The sequence below is a fragment of the Candidatus Dedyshia acidiphila genome (assembly GCF_051025295.1).
Classification (GTDB): Bacteria; Acidobacteriota; Terriglobia; order Terriglobales; family Acidobacteriaceae; genus KBS-83.
On record NZ_JBMGJV010000005.1, the window covers coordinates 55,565 to 70,837 of the forward strand.

The window sequence follows — 15,273 nt, forward strand, 5'->3', positions numbered from 1 at the left end:
CTTGGTCCGGACCTTGGCCGTGGCTGGGCAGAGACGTCGCTGCGCCCGGCGCTCATGCCGACAGCACCTCGGTAACGCGCAACCCGAATTTGCCCTGCACCAGAACCACCTCTCCCCGGGCGACCACGCGATCGCCAATCATCAGATCCACCGGATCGGTCACCTGGCGGTCCAAAGGAATGACCGCGCCCGGCCCCACTTCGAGCAGCTCGGCCAGCGACATCTCCCGCGCGCCGAAGCAGATGGTCGCTTCCAGTTCGATATCAAGCAGTTTGTCCAGCATGGTTCCTTCTTTTCCGGTTCTGTTCAGAGATCAGTGACGTTTATGCGCGCGCCGCGTGGCTGCGGGGCGCGTGCAGCGCGACACGCAGGCGCGCCATGGCTGAAGAATGCAACTGCGAGACTCGCGATTCGACCACTCCCAGGGTGGCGCCGACCTCGCGCATGGTCAGCTCTTCGTAATAGTAGAGACTTAGCACCAGGCGCTCGCGCTCCGGCAGCTCCGCGATCGCACCGGCCAGCAGGGCTCGCATCTCGCCGCTCTGGCACTGCAGGAATGGATCGTCCTCCGGACCGGCCGGCAACAGCGAGAGCGTCTCCATTTCGCTCTCCTCACCGGGAGCGGCGTTCAGGCTGGCGATCTCAAGGCCCGACAGGTCACCCAGAAGCTCCTGGTATGCATCGAGCGACAGCCCCATCTCAAGCGCGATCTCCGTCTCGCTCGGCGCGCGGCCCATGCGAGTGGTCAGGCTGCGGATCGCCTCCTCGACGGCCCTTCCCTTCCGACGCAGTTCACGCGGGCCCCAGTCGAGCGCGCGCAGGCTGTCCAGGATCGCGCCGCGTACACGAAACTGGGCGTAGGTGCGGAACTGCACCTTCTTCGCTGGATCGAACTTCTGGAACGCATCGAGCAGCCCGACAATACCGGCGCTCATCAGGTCTTCCATCTCTACCTGCTGGGGCAGGCGCTCGCGGATGCGCAGCGCAAGGAAACGCACCATCGGCAGGTGCTCGCGCAGGCTCTCCTCGGACATGGGCACTCCGCTTTCGCGCGGCTTCGATGCCACGTCGTGCGAAGCTCCATCGCCAGGCAAGCTGACGTGTTCCGTGCCCTTTTCCTCTACCCGCGATGCCGTGCGGCCCGCACTCAGCAGGCTGACCGGAAGAGTCGTCCCACTTTGGCAAGCACCGGTCTTCTGTTGCGTTTTCGTGTCTGCTGCGCCGAGCCGCGCTGATCGTGCCATTGCCGCCACTGAAGCCTCCGTCGTCACCATGAACTCGTATCTGTCGAAATACTTCCTCTGCCGCCTGCCTACCGCACCGTGCCCAGCGATCGGATCCGCACCTCGGCTGGCACCTCGGCCGGAGCCAGCACTGTCAGCCGCGGCACCGATGGTTCCAGCCAGCGACGGATGTGATATCGCGCCGGACTCTGACACAGAAGCACGGGCCATGCCGTCGTACCCCCGGTCCCGCTTAGCCGCTTCAAAGAATCGGTCAGCCGGCGCACCACCGGGACGCTCAACGCGCTGCGGTCGCTGACCACCCGTCCGCCGTCGCCGAAGCAGGCCTGCAGTTCTTCGTCGATCGCCGGGTCGAGCAGCAGCACCGGCAGCGCTCCCTCTGCGTCCAGGTGCGGCTGGACCAACCGTCGGCCCATCGCCTGGCGGCACTGCTCGACCAGGAAGGGCAACGCCTTGTTGCTCGGCGCGGCTTCGACCAGCACCTCGAGGATGGTGCCCAGGTCGCGGATGGAAACCTGCTCGCGCAACAGCTGCTGGAGCACGCGCTGCACCTCTCCAAGCGTCATCACCTTCGGGACCAGCTCTTCCATGAGCTTGGGGTGCGACTCCTGCAGCGTGTCCATCAGGCGCTTGGTCTCCGCTCGGCTGAGCAGCTCGTGCGCGTAGCGCCGCACCAGCTCGGATAAGTGCATGGTGATCACCGTGGTCGGATCGACCACCGAGTACCCGGCAGCCAGTGCCTGCTCTTCGAGTGCCGGAGCGATCCAGCGTGCCGGCACACCAAACGCGGGCTCGCGTGTCTCACGGCCCGGCAGCGGGCGCGCATTTGTGTCTGCCGAAACAGCCAGCAGTTGATTCGCCTCGGTCTGCCAGCGGCCAATCTCGACCCCGCGCAACGAGACGACATATTCCCTGGGCTTCAGTCGCAGATTGTCCGCGATATGAACGGGTGGCACGATGAAGCCAAGCTCAGTGGCCAGATGCCGGCGCAGCGTGCGGATGCGCGGCAGCATCTGCCCGCCCTGCTTCTCATCCACCAGCGGTATCAACTGGAAACCGATCTCGAGCGAGAGCTCGTCCATGCGCAGCAGGCCGGCCAGGTTCTCGCCCTGTGCCTTCTCTGCATCCTTCTTTGCCGTCTCTGCCGCAGCGACGGTCGCGTCCGGAACGGCATGACGCCGTGCGACCTGGCGGCCCGTGAACAGCAGCGCGCCGGCCACCAGTACGAAGGGCAGCTTGGGCAGCCCTGGCACCAGCGCCATCGCGCCCAGCACTCCTCCCGCCAGGTACAAGGTCGATGCGCGGCCGAGTAGCTGCTCGCCCAGCTCCGCCCCCAGTGCGCCAGCCGACGATGCGCGGGTGAGCACCATGCCGCCTGCCACCGAAACCAGCAACGACGGAATCATCGTCACCAGCCCATCGCCCACGGTGAGGATGGTGTACGTCTTCACCGCATCGGCCAGCGCTACGCCCTGCTGCAGCGTTCCGATCAGCAGACCCGCGATGATGTTGATGGCTGTGATCAGGATGGTCGCCATCGAATCACGCTGATTGAAGCGTGCAGCGCCATCCATGGCGCCATAGAACTCGGCCTCGCGCGCCACTGCCTCGCGGCGTTTGCGTGCTGAGACTTCATCGATCAACCCGGCGTTGAGATCGGCATCGATCGCCATCTGCTTGCCCGGCAGCGCGTCAAGCGTGAAGCGCGCCGTCACCTCGGCCGTGCGCACCGCGCCATGGCTGACGACCAGGAATTGAATCGCGATCAGGGCGAGGAACAGGACAAAGCCGACAACGTAATTTCCGCCGACCACGAACTGCCCGAACGCCTCGATCACACTTCCCGCCGCGGCCGTGCCCTCGCCGCCATGCAGCAGAATGCGGCGGCTGGACGCAATATTCAGCGAGAGCCGGAACAGCGTGAGCAGCAGAAGGAGCGTTGGGAAGACAGAGAAGTCGACAGCCTTGCGCACCTGCACCGCGGCGAGAAACACAAGGACAGCGGCTGCAATCGATATCCCGAGCAGCAGGTCGAGCACTATGGCGGGCAGCGGAATCAGCATCACGAACACAATGCTGATCGCGGCAGCCGGCAGCGCGAAGGCGCGCATTCCGTTCAGACGGCGCAGCCAGGGAGCAGCTGCGGACGATGGTGTGCCAGGTACGGCGAGAGGGGCGGCGGTGCTCATAGCGTGTCCTCAGAGGGGATCGGCCGCAGCGCAAGGCCGGCCAGATTGGCGAGCGTAGGTTCTGTCGACGTGCGCTCTGTTGTCGCGCGCCTCGATGTTGTGCGCGTGGGTGTTGGCCCTTGCGTGGTTGCCGGGCGTGGCGCTGCGTTCGGCCGCCCTGGATTCGTCACATCTCGGGTGGCTCTCGCGCCAGAGGTTTGCGTGCTCGCACCCGGAACAGCCGCTGAAGACGTCTGCTGATGCGCGCGCATGCGGCGCATGCGCTCCTCAGCCTCCTGCCGGAAGAGGTAAGCGAGAATTGCAGCCACGGCGGCGTAGAGTTCGCCCGGGATGTTCTGCCCCGGCTCGACGGCGCGGTACAGCGAGCGGGCCAATGGCGGATTCTCCACCAGCGGAATGCCCGCCCAGCGCGCCTCTTCACGAATCTGCGCGGCGAACAGATCTCTGCCCTTGGCCAGCACCTTGGGCGCTTCCATCGTGCTCATGTCGAAGGACAGCGCCACCGCATAGTGCGTGGGATTGGTGATGACCACGCTCGCCTTGCGCACATCAGCGCGCAGGTTGCGGCGACGCATCTGCCGCTGCAGGCCGCGGATGCGGCTTTTCATCTGCGGATTGCCTTCGCTCTCCTTGAACTCCTCACGCATCTCCTGCTTGGTCATCTTGAGGCGGCTCTCCCACTGCCGCCACTCGACCAGGAAGTCGATCAGCGACCAGGCCAGCAGGATCCACGCGGTGTTGACGAGCAGCTCATATGCATCGCCCAGCACCTCAGGAATGTGCGCGAGGCTGAAAGCCGGCAGTTGCGCGAGCGATGTAAGGAAGCGAAACCACTCATACGCGAGCAGCGCCACTGGAACCAGCGAACGGCCCAGGCGCACCAGCGAGCGCGTCGAGACGATATGCTTTGCGTTCTCGAACGGATTGAGCTTCGACCAGCGCGGCGTCAGTCCATCCGGATGGATGGTGATGCCCTGGTTCTGAGCCACGGCGACGACCAGGCTGGCCAACGCCGCTGCGAGCATGACCAGCAGGCACGGCGCCGCACCGGTCACGATAATGTGGACCATCGCCGTGCTCAGCGCATCACCGGTCAGCTCCCGCTCACGCATCAGGACGAGAGACTGTTCGTACGCGTGCCGCCACACCGGAAGCCACAGCCGCACAGCCCAGCCCAGGGTGAGACTGCCGGCGAGCAGGCCAGCCGAGGAGACCAGGTCGCGACTGCGCGGTCGGTCGCCTTTCTCAATGGCTTTCTGGCGCTTTTGCGGACTGGCTTTCTCTGTGCGATCACTGCTCATCAACAAAACTCCTCGTGTACTCGATCAGGCAGGGTGGGCGGCCAGTCCGGCCAGCATGGTTTGCGCGCTGTTTAGTAGGCCCTCGAAGCGCGCTTCGAAGAACGCCGGCCACAGCGCGAGCGAGCCGATCAGCATGCCGTAGCCAAGCAGCGTCTTTACAGGAACCGTGAGCGAGAGAACCGGAAGCTGCGGTGCGAGGCGCGCCATCAGCGCGACACCGATCTCGACGAGCAGCGTGGCCGAGAGCACCGGCAACGCGAGCTGCAGTGCAGCCAGGAACACCCCACCGGTGAGCCCGATCAACGGCAGCCCGATGTCACGCGGCGCGATACCAGCCCCCACCGGAACCGTTACGAAGGTCCGCAGCAATGCGCTTAGCAGCACACGGTGGAGCCCGGCCGCGAGCAGCACCGTCGTCTCAAACAACCCGAGCATCTGCGACAGCAGCGGTGTCTGCACCGAACTGTTCGGGTCGAGCAGGTTGACCAGCGAGAAGCTGAACTGCAGGCCGAGGATTTGCCCGGCAAGCGAGGCGAGCTCATTCAGCATGGAGAGCGTGAGGCCCAGCACAGCCGAAACACCCAGCTCACCCAGAATGCTCCGCAGATCGATCGTCGCGTGCGCACCGGGCAGCCCGGCAGCGAGCGGTGTCAGCAGTGCAGTAAGCGCCACTAGGAATGTGGCCTTCACCTTGACCGGCAGCGCTTGCGAGGAAAAGATGGGCGCAAAGACAAACAAACCACTCACCCGGATACACACCAGCAGTGCGGTCGTCAGGAATGCGGCCCAATCGTTCGGAAGTGACGCGAGAGTCGGCATCGGCTAGCTCGCGAAGCGGTGCAGGTCGCCCAGCAGCGATCCGGTGAAGTAGACCAGCCGGTGCATGAACCACGGCATGCCGACCAGCAGGACGCCTGCAACGATCAGCAGGCGAGGCACGGTCGAGAGCGTCTGGTCCTGCAACGACGTGAGGGTCTGGACCAGGCTGATGATCAGACTGGAAAGACCCGCAATCACGAGAACAGGAAGGCTCAGGATCAGCGCTTCATGCAGCGTCATGCGCATCAGTTCGGAGACCTGGTCGGGCGTCATCTGTTTCTCCGTTGGTTACGAGAAGCTCTTCAGCAGTGATCCGGCGAGCAGGTTCCAGCCGTCCACCATGACGAACAGCAGGATCTTGAGCGGGGTCGAGATCGTGACAGGTGGGAGCTGCATCATGCCGATAGAGGTCGTCACCGAAGCGACGACAAGATCGACCAGCAGGAAGGGGAGGAAGAGGACGGCGCCGATCTGAAATCCGGATTTCAGCTCCGACAACATGTAGGCCGGCACGACGACGCGCAGGGGGAGGTCCGCAGGCGTCTTCGGACGAGCGACTGCGCCCGCGTTCACGAACAGAGCCAGGTCCTTCTCACGTGCGAAGCGCAGCATGAACTGCTTTGGGGGGACGGTGCCCCGCTCGATTGCCTCCCAGCCGGAGATCTGGCCCTGCTGGAAGGGCTGGATTGCCTGCTGATTCACAGCCACCATCACCGGCTGCATCAGAAACCAGGTCATCATCAGCCCCAGCCCCATCAGCGTCTGGTTGCCCGGTGCGGTCTGCGTCCCAAGCGCCTGGCGCAGGAAGTGGAAGACCACCAGCAGCCGCACCATCGGCGTGATCGAAAGCACGATGGCCGGCACCAGCGTCAGCATCGTCAGGGTGAAGACGATCGTCCACGGGACGGAGTTGTTGTTGCCCTTCAGTGCTTCAAGGGTGCGCTGCCCCTCCGGGCTGATCACCCACATGGCAAGCGAGGTGGTCGCGGTCATGCCCGCCCCCGTGCCCGCAACCGAGCCGCTGTGCGCGGACGAGCACTGTTGCGGCCCGCAGATTGCACCGGCCGACGAAGCGGCGTGATGCTGGGCGTTCCGTCCGCCCCAACGCCCACCACCATGCGGCTGCCGGCGACATCGACCAGCAGCAATGAACTCTTCTGTCCGAGAGACACACGGTCGAGCACCGCAACGCGAGCGCCCTTGGTCGCGCGCCTACCGGCGAACAGCCGACCGAGCAGTCCTCTTGCGAGCACGCTCTGTTTAGGCTGCCGCATGGACTCGAGCACATTGGCCCAAAACGGCGGCATGGACGGCTTCGGAGCCGCACTCGTCTGTGACGAGCGCGCATTCCACGGCAGGGTCGCGTCAATGTGCACGGTCGCGACCGGACGGGCAAACCAGGCGTGCAGGGCGGTCATGCTTTCCTCCGCCACTTGTGCCGCCAGGCCAGGCGCTTTACGCGCGCAGTGAGCTGCTGCTCGACGGACTCAAGCTCGACCAGCAGCAGCCGCTCACCAGCGGCGGTCAGCACCAGGTCGCGCACCGAGAGGTGCTCGGTCATCAGCAGCGCGCCCGTGTCCAGGTCCTGCAGGTCGCGCAGGGTGAAGCGGACCAGCGGCACGCGGAGTTCCACGCGGAAGGGGATCTGCTTCAAGTGATCGGGCAGCACGACCGTGCGCTCGGCCAGCGTCCGCTCCTCGAACTCGCCTTCTTCGATATCCGTTGAGTTCGCCGGGACAGGCGCGAGCTCGGTGCACTCCGGCTCGACCGGCGGTGCCATCTCTTTCAGCGGGGGCTCGAGCAGCGGAGGCTGCACCTGCGGAGCGGCGCCGAGGGCACTCGCTGGCTCCGGTGCTTCCATGGCTTGTGGATGTGTGTCCATGCCCGGGACAGGTGCACGCCGGCAGCCACGTTGTGGCGCCGTCTCCTTAGAAGGCTGTGAGAGTGCAGCCAAGTGCAGCAGGGGTGCACAAACACTGGCTCTGCCGGCCCTCAACCCGGGCGAGGAGAGCCACACAATCTCAAACCATCGCCGGATGGGCCAGCGGTGTGGAATCGATTCTTAGAGGACCGCAAGAAACCCGGCGACCGCTAACTATCGGGTCAGCAGACTGGGGAATGCGCGATCCCGGCGACCACCCCTGGCGACCATACGTGGCGACCTTGTGTCACAGCTCCCGTCACACATTAGATCGGCAGGAGTGCCCAAGGACTTGAGCCAGCAGATCGCGTTAGTCGATCGCCTGGACGGCGCCGCGGCCGAGCAGCTCCTCGGCCCGCTCGATGAAGACCCGGTCGGCCCCGACCGACAAGCCCGCCGGCTCAAGCATGACTACGAACTCACCCCGTTGCTCCAGGTTGATCATCAGCTTGCCCGGACCGGGAGCGCTTTGAATCATCGAGTGCAGCGAGAGCAGGGTCTGCTCGTTCGCGCGCTCTAACGTCACCTTGATGCGCACGTTCTGCGGAAAACGTACCCTCACATCTTCGAGCGCCGTGATTGACGACACCGCCAGCTTGGGCGCGGCGTCTTCTTCTGCACGCAACTGCCCGCGCACCACCACCGGGACATCAATCTTCAGTGCCTCTGCGAGCTTCGGGTAGTCCTTGGGGAAGCAGATCAGGTCGATCTTGCCCATCTGGTCTTCGAGCGCAGCCTGCGCATACAGTTCGCCCGAGCGCTTCGACTTGGCCACCTTCAGCCCGACGATCACGCCAGCGACAGCAATCTCGTTCTCCGGCTGTTGCCCGCGGCGAGTGGGCGGCGGCGACGGCTTCATCTCAAGCGCATCCGCAGTGCTCAGGGCCTTCACGTTCTTGATCTTGTCCGCGTACTTGTCGAGCGGGTGGCCGGAGACGAAGAAGCCAAGCACCTCCTTCTCGGACTGCAGACGCTGGTTCTCATCCCACTCGGGCACATTGGGCAGCGGATCGATCGCGTGCGCGCCGTTGCCGTTCGATGAAGCACCATTCGCGGTCGCATCGTCAAAGATCGCTCCCAGTCCGGCGAACAGGCCGGACTGGCCAGCCGCAAGGTCCCGCTGCGACTTCTGCGCTCGCTCCATCGCTTTGTCGACGGCCGCCATTAGTGGCCCGCGCGAGCCGAAGCTATCGAGCGCACCCGCCTTGATCAGCGATTCGATGACGCGCTTGTTCAGCAGGCGCAGATCGACCACCTCGCAGAACTCCCACAGCGACTCGAAGCCGCGCTGCTTCTCCTCAAGGAGCTTCGCGCGCGCGGTCAGAATCGAGTCGATCGCATTGCGGCCCACGTTTTTGATCGCGGTCAGACCGAAGCGGATCACCTTGCCGTCCGGTGTAAAGTCAGCATCGGAGACGAGCGCATTCGGCGGCTCGACCGAGATCTCCATCTCTCGGCATTCGCTGATGTACTTGACCACGTTCTCCGGCTTGGAGATTTCGCTCGTCAGCAGCGCCGCCATGAACTCGACCGGGTAGTGCGTCTTCAAATAAGCCGTGTGGTAGGCCAGCAGTGCGTACGCGGCGGAGTGCGATTTGTTGAAGCCGTAGCCCGCAAACTGCTCCATCAGGTCGAAGATGCGCGTCGCCTTGTCCTTCGGGCGCTTGCGCTCTGCCGCACCGGTCAGGAAGCGCTCGCGCTGCTTTGCCATCTCTACCGGATTCTTCTTGCCCATCGCGCGACGCAGCAGGTCCGCTTCGCCGAGCGAGTAGCCGGCCAGCACGTTCGCGATCTGCATCACCTGCTCCTGGTAGACGATGACGCCCAGCGTCTCCTTCAGCAGCATCTCGAGCTCGGGCAGTTCGTACTCCACCTTGCGCCGGCCCCACTTGCGCTCGATAAAGTCGTCGATCATGCCGCCCTGGATCGGTCCCGGACGGTACAGCGCGTTCAGTGCGGTCAGGTCTTCGACCGTCGTGGGTTTATAGCGGCGCAGCACATCGCGCATGCCGCCCGATTCGAATTGGAATACGCCGGACGTCAGCGCCTTATGGAAAACATGCTCGTACGTGCGCTGGTCATCAAGCGGCACCGTCGCCATGTTGACTTCACCGCCCTGGTTGCGGCGGATCAGCTTCAAGCAATCATCGATCACGGTCAGCGTGGTCAGCCCAAGAAAGTCCATCTTGAGCAGGCCCATCTTCTCGACCGCTTTCATGTCATACGCGGTGACGATCTCGTCGTTCTTCGACCGGCTCACCGGCACCAGCTCGGTCAGCGGCTTCGGCGCAATCACCACGCCGGCGGCGTGCACACCCGCACCGCGCACCAGTCCTTCCAGCTTGCGTGCCGTGTCGACCAGTTCCTTCACCAGCGGCTCGGCATCGTAGGCGGTCTGCAGTTGCACAGAATCTTTCAGCGCCTGCTCAATCGTGATGCCGATGGTCGCGGGTATCAGCTTGGCAATGCGGTCCACATCGCCATACGGCATATCGAGCGCGCGACCCACGTCCTTGATCGCCGCCTTCGCCGCCATGGTGTTGAACGTGATGATCTGCGCGACCTGCTCGCGGCCGTACTTGCGCGTGACGTAATCGATCACCTCGCCGCGCCGGTTCATGCAGAAGTCGATATCGATATCCGGCATCGACACGCGCTCCGGGTTCAGGAAGCGCTCAAACAGCAGCTCATTCTGCAGCGGATCAATGTCCGTGATCTCCATCACGTAGGCGACCAGCGACCCGGCCGCCGAGCCACGCCCCGGTCCCACCGGGATATCGTGCTCCTTGGCGTAGCGAATGAAGTCCCACACGATCAGGAAGTAGCCGGGGAACTTCATCTGCTTGATGCATTCAAGCTCCCGCTCCAGCCGCTCGCGGTAATCCGACTCGGACTTGCGCAGCAGGCCGCGATCCTTCAGGTGCTGGATCGAGGTCTGCAGCCGCTTCTCAAAGCCGGCGCGGCACACCTCCTCGAAGTACGAATCGATCGTGTGGCCCGGCGGCACCGCAAACTCCGGAAACGGGTTGTCCACCTTGTTCAGCTTCAGGTGGCAGCGCTCCGGGAACTCCATCGTGCGCCGCACAACCTCGGGCGCATGCGAGAACAGGCGCTCCATCTCTGCGGCCGACTTCACATAGAACTGGTCGGAGTCGAACTTGAAGCGCTTCGGATCGTGGATCGATCCGGCCGTCTGCACGCACAGAAGCACCTCGTGCGCGTGGTGATCGTCCTCGCACAGGTAGTGGCTGTCGTTGGTCGCGACCAGCGGGATGCCCAGCTCTTTTTCCAGGCGAAACATATCCGCGTGGATCTTTTTCTCGAGCTCGAGCCCCTGGTCCTGGATCTCGAGGAAGAAGTTGCCCTTGCCGAAGATGTCCTGGTAGCCGGCGGCTGTGGCGCGCGCCGCCTCGTACTTGCCCGCCATCAGGTTCTCGCAGAACTCCCCCGCCAGGCAGCCGGAGAAGCCGATCAGCCCCTTCGCGTGCTCCGCGAGAAAGCGCTTCGAGATGCGCGGCTTGCGGTAGAAGCCATGCAGCGAGGCCTCGGACGTGATCCGGACCAGGTTGCGATAGCCCTCTTCGTTCTCCGCCAGCACCAGCAGGTGGTTGTAGTCATCGCCCTGCGGATCGGCGCGATGGTCTTCTTTTTTGCAGACGTATAGTTCGCAGCCGAGGATAGGCTGGATGCCCTTGGCCTTCGCCGCGTCGAAGAAGTGCACTGCGCCGTAGATGTTGCCGTGATCCGTGATCGCGACAGCCTTTTGGCCAATCGAATCGACGTGCGCAACCAGCTTCTCAACGTCACAGGCGCCGTCGAGCAGGGAGTAGTCCGTGTGCAGATGAAGATGGGTGAATTCAGCCATAGCCCTGCTTCAATTCTAGGCGGGTGCATGCCCATTGACAGCGCGGGAGCCTGTGCGCGACCGGACGATTGTGAGGAAATCAGGGGCAAAACATGCGCTCAATCGCGGGCCGCCATCGGGCTCGCTTTCAGGGTGGATCCGCAGCGCGCCCACCTGTAGCAAGCCTTGTCTCTGCAACGTTAGGCCTCGGATGGTGTAAACCGCCTGGCAGCAAGCAGAAGCTAAAAGCGTTGGCAGAACTCCGTGCTGAAGTACCTGGTAAGGAACCGGTGTTGTGGCTCCTTCGACCATAAGGACGCCTCCAGCGACACCGTACCCGAGCCGTAGACCTCTGCTCGCGCACCCTGTCCGGTATCTCCGGGCCACACGACGGTGGCATCCAGCGTGTGCGTGCCCCTCTCGATCGGAATCAGTACTTCATCCTTCCCGCTTCCATTCAGAACCAGGAAGTCTTCCCCAGCTCTGGACAAGCAGGAGTCTGTACTCCTGAACTGGTTGAGGCGAACCGATACGAACCCCTCATCGTATGACTGCAGCGTGTATTGCAGTCGGACGCGAAGCGTCACCGGCGCGCCTCGTTGGAATCTCTGTGTTGGCAACGTGACTGTAAGGTTCGAGATTGAATCGCTGAGAAGCGGAGCCTTTCCGCGCTGATTGCGGGGCGGTTGTTTGCGGCAGCCCGCGCCGCTAAGGACGGTGAATCCCATGCCGACGAAGCAAAACAAAGCAAGACGCAGGGGTGAAGAGACGGGGCGAGAGGCGAACTTGCGTAGTTTGAGCATCGCGTCTTTTGCGATTCGCCCGCGTGCCATGCTGGGTCAGTTCTGCCCATCGACTCCCCACGCTTTTGTGCACTTGTCGGACGCAGCCTCGCGAGAGCCTCTGGTTCAGGATACTCACCCAGGAGCATACAGGTCAGCACCTCGACGCACGCCATTCGGCGAACCGACAGAGGGCGCCCGCGCCCGCTTACAATCATCCCCATGACGCTGTCGCCCTCGGTCGACCTCGTCGGCGTGGGGCTGAACGCGACCGACACTCTCATCCACGTGCGTGAGTTTCCGCAGCGTGGCGCAAAACTCGAATACGAACACGAGACCGTGCTGCTTGGCGGCCAGGTGGCCACTACGGTCGTCGCCTGCCAGACCTGGGGCCTCTCCACGCGCTACATCGGCAAGCTGGGCGACGATCACGCGGCCACGCTGCATGCCGAAGCCTTTGCGCAGCTCGGCGTCGAGTCGCACCTGGTGCGCGTGCCCGATGCGGCAAGCGCCCGCTCGCTTATCCTGGTCGACCCGCAAGGTGAGCGAACCGTGCTCTGCCGGCGCGAGGAGCGGCTGACGCTCGACCCCACTGAGCTGCGCCGCGAGTGGATCGAGAACGCGCGTGCGCTGCACGTCGATGGACATGACACCGCGGCTGCGACACAATCTGCACGCTGGGCGCGTGCGGCCGGCGTCCCGGTGATCGCCGACCTCGACGAGACCTATCCGGAGGTCGACGCGCTGGTCGAGAACGTCGACTACCTGATCGTCAGCCGCGACTTCCCCGCCCGGCTCACCGGCGAGTCCTCGCTCCCCGATGCGCTCCGCGCCCTGGGCCGCCGCTACGGCTGCCGCCTGACTGCGGCCACGCTTGGTGCGGACGGCGTGCTCGCGTGGGACGGCGAGCGCTTTCACCATGCGGCCGCCTACTGCGTTCCTGCCGTCGACACGACGGGCGCGGGTGACATCTTCCACGCCGGATTCATCTATGGCCTGCTCGCAGGTTGGCCGCTCGCCCGCCAGCTCGACTTCGCGTGCGCTGCTGCGGCGCTCAACTGCACGGCCGAGGGTGCCCGCGGCGGCATCGGGCCGCTTGCCGGAGTGGAGTGCGTGATCGCCGAGACACGGCGCTATGCCGCGGCGTCGGACGTGCTCGCCAGCCTCGACCGAGTCGCGCCTTCAAGGTAAGGCCCTGCATACAAGAAGAGGCGAGCCATCGGCTCGCCTCTTCCGCTTGCAAAATCGACTTCGTCTACCGGCGCTTCGCTGGAGCCTTCTTGGCCGGCTTCTTCGCAGCCGGCTTCTTTGCCGGAGCCACCTTCTTGGCCGGTGGCTTCGCAGCCTTCTTCACCGGCTTCGGAGCGGGCTTCGCTGCTTTCTTCGCGGGCGCTGCCTTCTTCGGCGCAGGCTTGGCAAGCTTCGCTGGAGCGGCCTTGACTGCCTTCTTCGCGGGCGCGGCAGGCTTCTTCGCCGGCACTGGCTTGGCATTGACCTTGCTGGCTGGCTTGGCAGGGGCAGCTTTCGCAGCAAGCACCACCTTCGCCGGAGCAGCTTTGGTTGGTGCCACAGCGGCCTTCACTGCGGCAGAAACGGCCTTGGCCGGAGCGGGAGCAGCCTTGGCAGGCGCTGCCGCCGGCTTCAGCTCGGGCTTCGCGGCAGGTTTCCCCTTCGCTGGCGCAGTGGGCGGAACGGGAGCCGTCGCAGCAGCCGGCGCAGCCTCCGGGCTTTTGGCCGCCTTGGCTGCTTCGTCCTTCTTCTTGGGTGAGTCTTCCTTCTTCGAAGACTTCTTCTTCGCCGCGCGCGGCTTGCGCAGGTTGACCGGAGGCGGTGGCGCGGGCGGCGAGTACGGCTCGAGGAACGCGCGCAGCGCGGCCTCGTCGTTCAACTTGTTATCGATGGTCTGAAAGAACAGCTCTTCGAGCAGCTCGGGATAGCGCTCGAGCTCCGGCGTGATGCGCATCTCGAGCATCAGGGCGGTCGGAACCTTCTGCCGCGCCTCCGGCCACACTTCGAACAGGTTCTTGTACTTGCTCTGGATCGCGGCATTGCGACCGGTCAGCCCCAGCCACAGCACCGGCTCGGCGGCGGAGCGCGTCAGCAGCTTCCACGAAGCCGACGGTGCGCTCGCATCCTTATGGGTCAGCCGGGCAGCAAACGCCTCGGCCTCCTTGCCCAGACGCTCCCACTCCTTCACAAAGCCGGGCCGCACAAACAGCTTCTTCAACGCGGCAACGTCCTTCGGCTCCATGCGCGCGGTCAACAGCTCCATCGCGGCGGCGGAGCTATCCGGGTAAATCCCTTCCATCTGGAGGCGGGTCTGCAGCTCATGAAGCTGCGCCATGCCCTGCGCGTCCGCGGTGTTGGCGCTCCAGGCTGGGAACAGCTCTGCCAGCCAGCCCTGCTCTTCGAGCGTCCGGAGCATGTCGAGCGGTGATTCCTCATGCCCGATCTCTTCCAGCTCATAGCCGCGCTGAAACGCGCTGATCAGCTTGAAGACGCCCTCTTCGCGCGCATTGTCGAAGCGCTGCTTGGTGCGCTCATCCATCTGCCAGCCCAGGCGGGCGCTCAGTCGAGCGGCACGGAAGAGTCGGATGGGATCTTCGAGAAATCCGTAGTTGCTGACCAGCCGCAGGCTCCGCATCTCGATGTCGGCGACGCCGTTGGTCGGGTCCATCAGCAGACCGAACGAGCCCTCGTTCAGCGAAATTGCCATCGCATTGACGGTGAAATCGCGCCGACGCAGGTCTTCAAGGATGCTGGTCCACTCATAGACCGGGTGGGCAGGCTTGGGAAACGTCTCCTTGCGAGCCGACGCGATCTCCAGCCGGACACCGCCCGCATGGCGCAGAAATATGGTCTGCGAGGCGGGGTGCGAGCCCCACAGCAGGAATCCGGCGGCTTCGAGTGGTTTCTGGAGGTCGAGGGCATTTCCCTGAACCGTCACATCCAGATCGCGGACGGGGTGGCCGCTGGTCAGGTCACGCACCGCGCCGCCGGTCAGGAAGCTGGTCATCCCCTCACTACGGGCAGTATCGCGAACCGCAGTCAGCGCATTGCGCTGCGCCGGAGACAGGCGGCGCTCCAGCAGGTAAACGTAGTCGGGCATCGGGTTTGTCAGCCGCCCCTTGCAGCCGTCGCGTGGCTGGCTCTATCTATATCGTTCTGTGAGG

At 64.3% G+C, this 15,273-nt stretch carries 12 protein-coding genes; 1 reads left to right on the forward strand and 11 read right to left on the reverse strand.

Annotation, left to right across the window (positions count from 1 at the left end):
* Window positions 1-52 precede the first annotated feature (52 nt).
* From AC5IJH_RS03465 to dnaE, 10 genes are all read right to left on the reverse strand, one after another.
* Complete coding sequence (locus tag AC5IJH_RS03465) at window positions 53-283, reverse strand: FliM/FliN family flagellar motor switch protein (RefSeq protein WP_491901401.1); 231 nt, start codon at window positions 281-283, stop codon at window positions 53-55.
* Window positions 284-323: 40 nt separating this feature from the next.
* Window positions 324-1,034: a FliA/WhiG family RNA polymerase sigma factor gene (locus tag AC5IJH_RS03470; protein WP_491901402.1), complete on the reverse strand. Its 711-nt coding sequence runs from the start codon at window positions 1,032-1,034 to the stop codon at window positions 324-326.
* 278 nt (window positions 1,035-1,312) lie between these two features.
* Window positions 1,313-3,433, reverse strand: coding sequence for a flagellar biosynthesis protein FlhA (gene flhA, locus AC5IJH_RS03475; protein WP_491901403.1), 2,121 nt, complete (start codon window positions 3,431-3,433; stop codon window positions 1,313-1,315).
* Window positions 3,430-4,734, reverse strand: coding sequence for an EscU/YscU/HrcU family type III secretion system export apparatus switch protein (locus AC5IJH_RS03480; RefSeq protein ID WP_491901404.1), 1,305 nt, complete (start codon window positions 4,732-4,734; stop codon window positions 3,430-3,432). The genes flhA and AC5IJH_RS03480 overlap by 4 nt, the downstream gene beginning before the upstream one ends.
* Window positions 4,735-4,758: 24 nt before the next feature.
* Window positions 4,759-5,553: a flagellar biosynthetic protein FliR gene (locus AC5IJH_RS03485; RefSeq protein ID WP_491901405.1), complete on the reverse strand. Its 795-nt coding sequence runs from the start codon at window positions 5,551-5,553 to the stop codon at window positions 4,759-4,761.
* 3 nt (window positions 5,554-5,556) lie between these two features.
* Window positions 5,557-5,826, reverse strand: coding sequence for a flagellar biosynthetic protein FliQ (locus tag AC5IJH_RS03490; RefSeq protein ID WP_491901406.1), 270 nt, complete (start codon window positions 5,824-5,826; stop codon window positions 5,557-5,559).
* A 15-nt stretch (window positions 5,827-5,841) separates the two neighbouring features.
* Window positions 5,842-6,546, reverse strand: coding sequence for a flagellar type III secretion system pore protein FliP (gene fliP / locus AC5IJH_RS03495; protein WP_491901407.1), 705 nt, complete (start codon window positions 6,544-6,546; stop codon window positions 5,842-5,844).
* Window positions 6,543-6,971, reverse strand: a complete 429-nt coding sequence (locus tag AC5IJH_RS03500; protein ID WP_491901408.1) for a flagellar biosynthetic protein FliO — start codon at window positions 6,969-6,971, stop codon at window positions 6,543-6,545. The genes fliP and AC5IJH_RS03500 overlap by 4 nt, the downstream gene beginning before the upstream one ends.
* Window positions 6,968-7,414: a FliM/FliN family flagellar motor switch protein gene (locus AC5IJH_RS03505; RefSeq protein ID WP_491901409.1), complete on the reverse strand. Its 447-nt coding sequence runs from the start codon at window positions 7,412-7,414 to the stop codon at window positions 6,968-6,970. The genes AC5IJH_RS03500 and AC5IJH_RS03505 overlap by 4 nt, the downstream gene beginning before the upstream one ends.
* Before the next feature lie 370 nt (window positions 7,415-7,784).
* On the reverse strand, window positions 7,785-11,339 hold the full coding sequence (dnaE, locus tag AC5IJH_RS03510; RefSeq protein WP_491901410.1) for a DNA polymerase III subunit alpha: 3,555 nt from the start codon (window positions 11,337-11,339) through the stop codon (window positions 7,785-7,787).
* Window positions 11,340-12,322: 983 nt separating this feature from the next.
* Between dnaE and AC5IJH_RS03515 the strand changes: the two genes are divergently transcribed.
* Window positions 12,323-13,291, forward strand: coding sequence for a carbohydrate kinase family protein (locus AC5IJH_RS03515; RefSeq protein WP_491901411.1), 969 nt, complete (start codon window positions 12,323-12,325; stop codon window positions 13,289-13,291).
* A 64-nt stretch (window positions 13,292-13,355) separates the two neighbouring features.
* Here the strand turns inward: AC5IJH_RS03515 and AC5IJH_RS03520 are convergent, their stop codons facing one another.
* Window positions 13,356-15,209, reverse strand: coding sequence for a tRNA nucleotidyltransferase/poly(A) polymerase family protein (locus AC5IJH_RS03520; RefSeq protein ID WP_491901412.1), 1,854 nt, complete (start codon window positions 15,207-15,209; stop codon window positions 13,356-13,358).
* Window positions 15,210-15,273: the final 64 nt, after the last annotated feature.

Coding starts and splice junctions, on each gene's coding strand:
- AC5IJH_RS03465 (WP_491901401.1), bottom strand. CDS start 283: ATGCTGGACAAACTGCTTGATATCGAACTGGAAGCGACCATCTGCTTC.
- AC5IJH_RS03470 (WP_491901402.1), bottom strand. CDS start 1,034: ATGTCCGAGGAGAGCCTGCGCGAGCACCTGCCGATGGTGCGTTTCCTT.
- flhA (WP_491901403.1), bottom strand. CDS start 3,433: ATGAGCACCGCCGCCCCTCTCGCCGTACCTGGCACACCATCGTCCGCA.
- AC5IJH_RS03480 (WP_491901404.1), bottom strand. CDS start 4,734: ATGAGCAGTGATCGCACAGAGAAAGCCAGTCCGCAAAAGCGCCAGAAA.
- AC5IJH_RS03485 (WP_491901405.1), bottom strand. CDS start 5,553: ATGCCGACTCTCGCGTCACTTCCGAACGATTGGGCCGCATTCCTGACG.
- AC5IJH_RS03490 (WP_491901406.1), bottom strand. CDS start 5,826: ATGACGCCCGACCAGGTCTCCGAACTGATGCGCATGACGCTGCATGAA.
- fliP (WP_491901407.1), bottom strand. CDS start 6,546: ATGACCGCGACCACCTCGCTTGCCATGTGGGTGATCAGCCCGGAGGGG.
- AC5IJH_RS03500 (WP_491901408.1), bottom strand. CDS start 6,971: ATGACCGCCCTGCACGCCTGGTTTGCCCGTCCGGTCGCGACCGTGCAC.
- AC5IJH_RS03505 (WP_491901409.1), bottom strand. CDS start 7,414: ATGGAAGCACCGGAGCCAGCGAGTGCCCTCGGCGCCGCTCCGCAGGTG.
- dnaE (WP_491901410.1), bottom strand. CDS start 11,339: ATGGCTGAATTCACCCATCTTCATCTGCACACGGACTACTCCCTGCTC.
- AC5IJH_RS03515 (WP_491901411.1), top strand. CDS start 12,323: ATGACGCTGTCGCCCTCGGTCGACCTCGTCGGCGTGGGGCTGAACGCG.
- AC5IJH_RS03520 (WP_491901412.1), bottom strand. CDS start 15,209: ATGCCCGACTACGTTTACCTGCTGGAGCGCCGCCTGTCTCCGGCGCAG.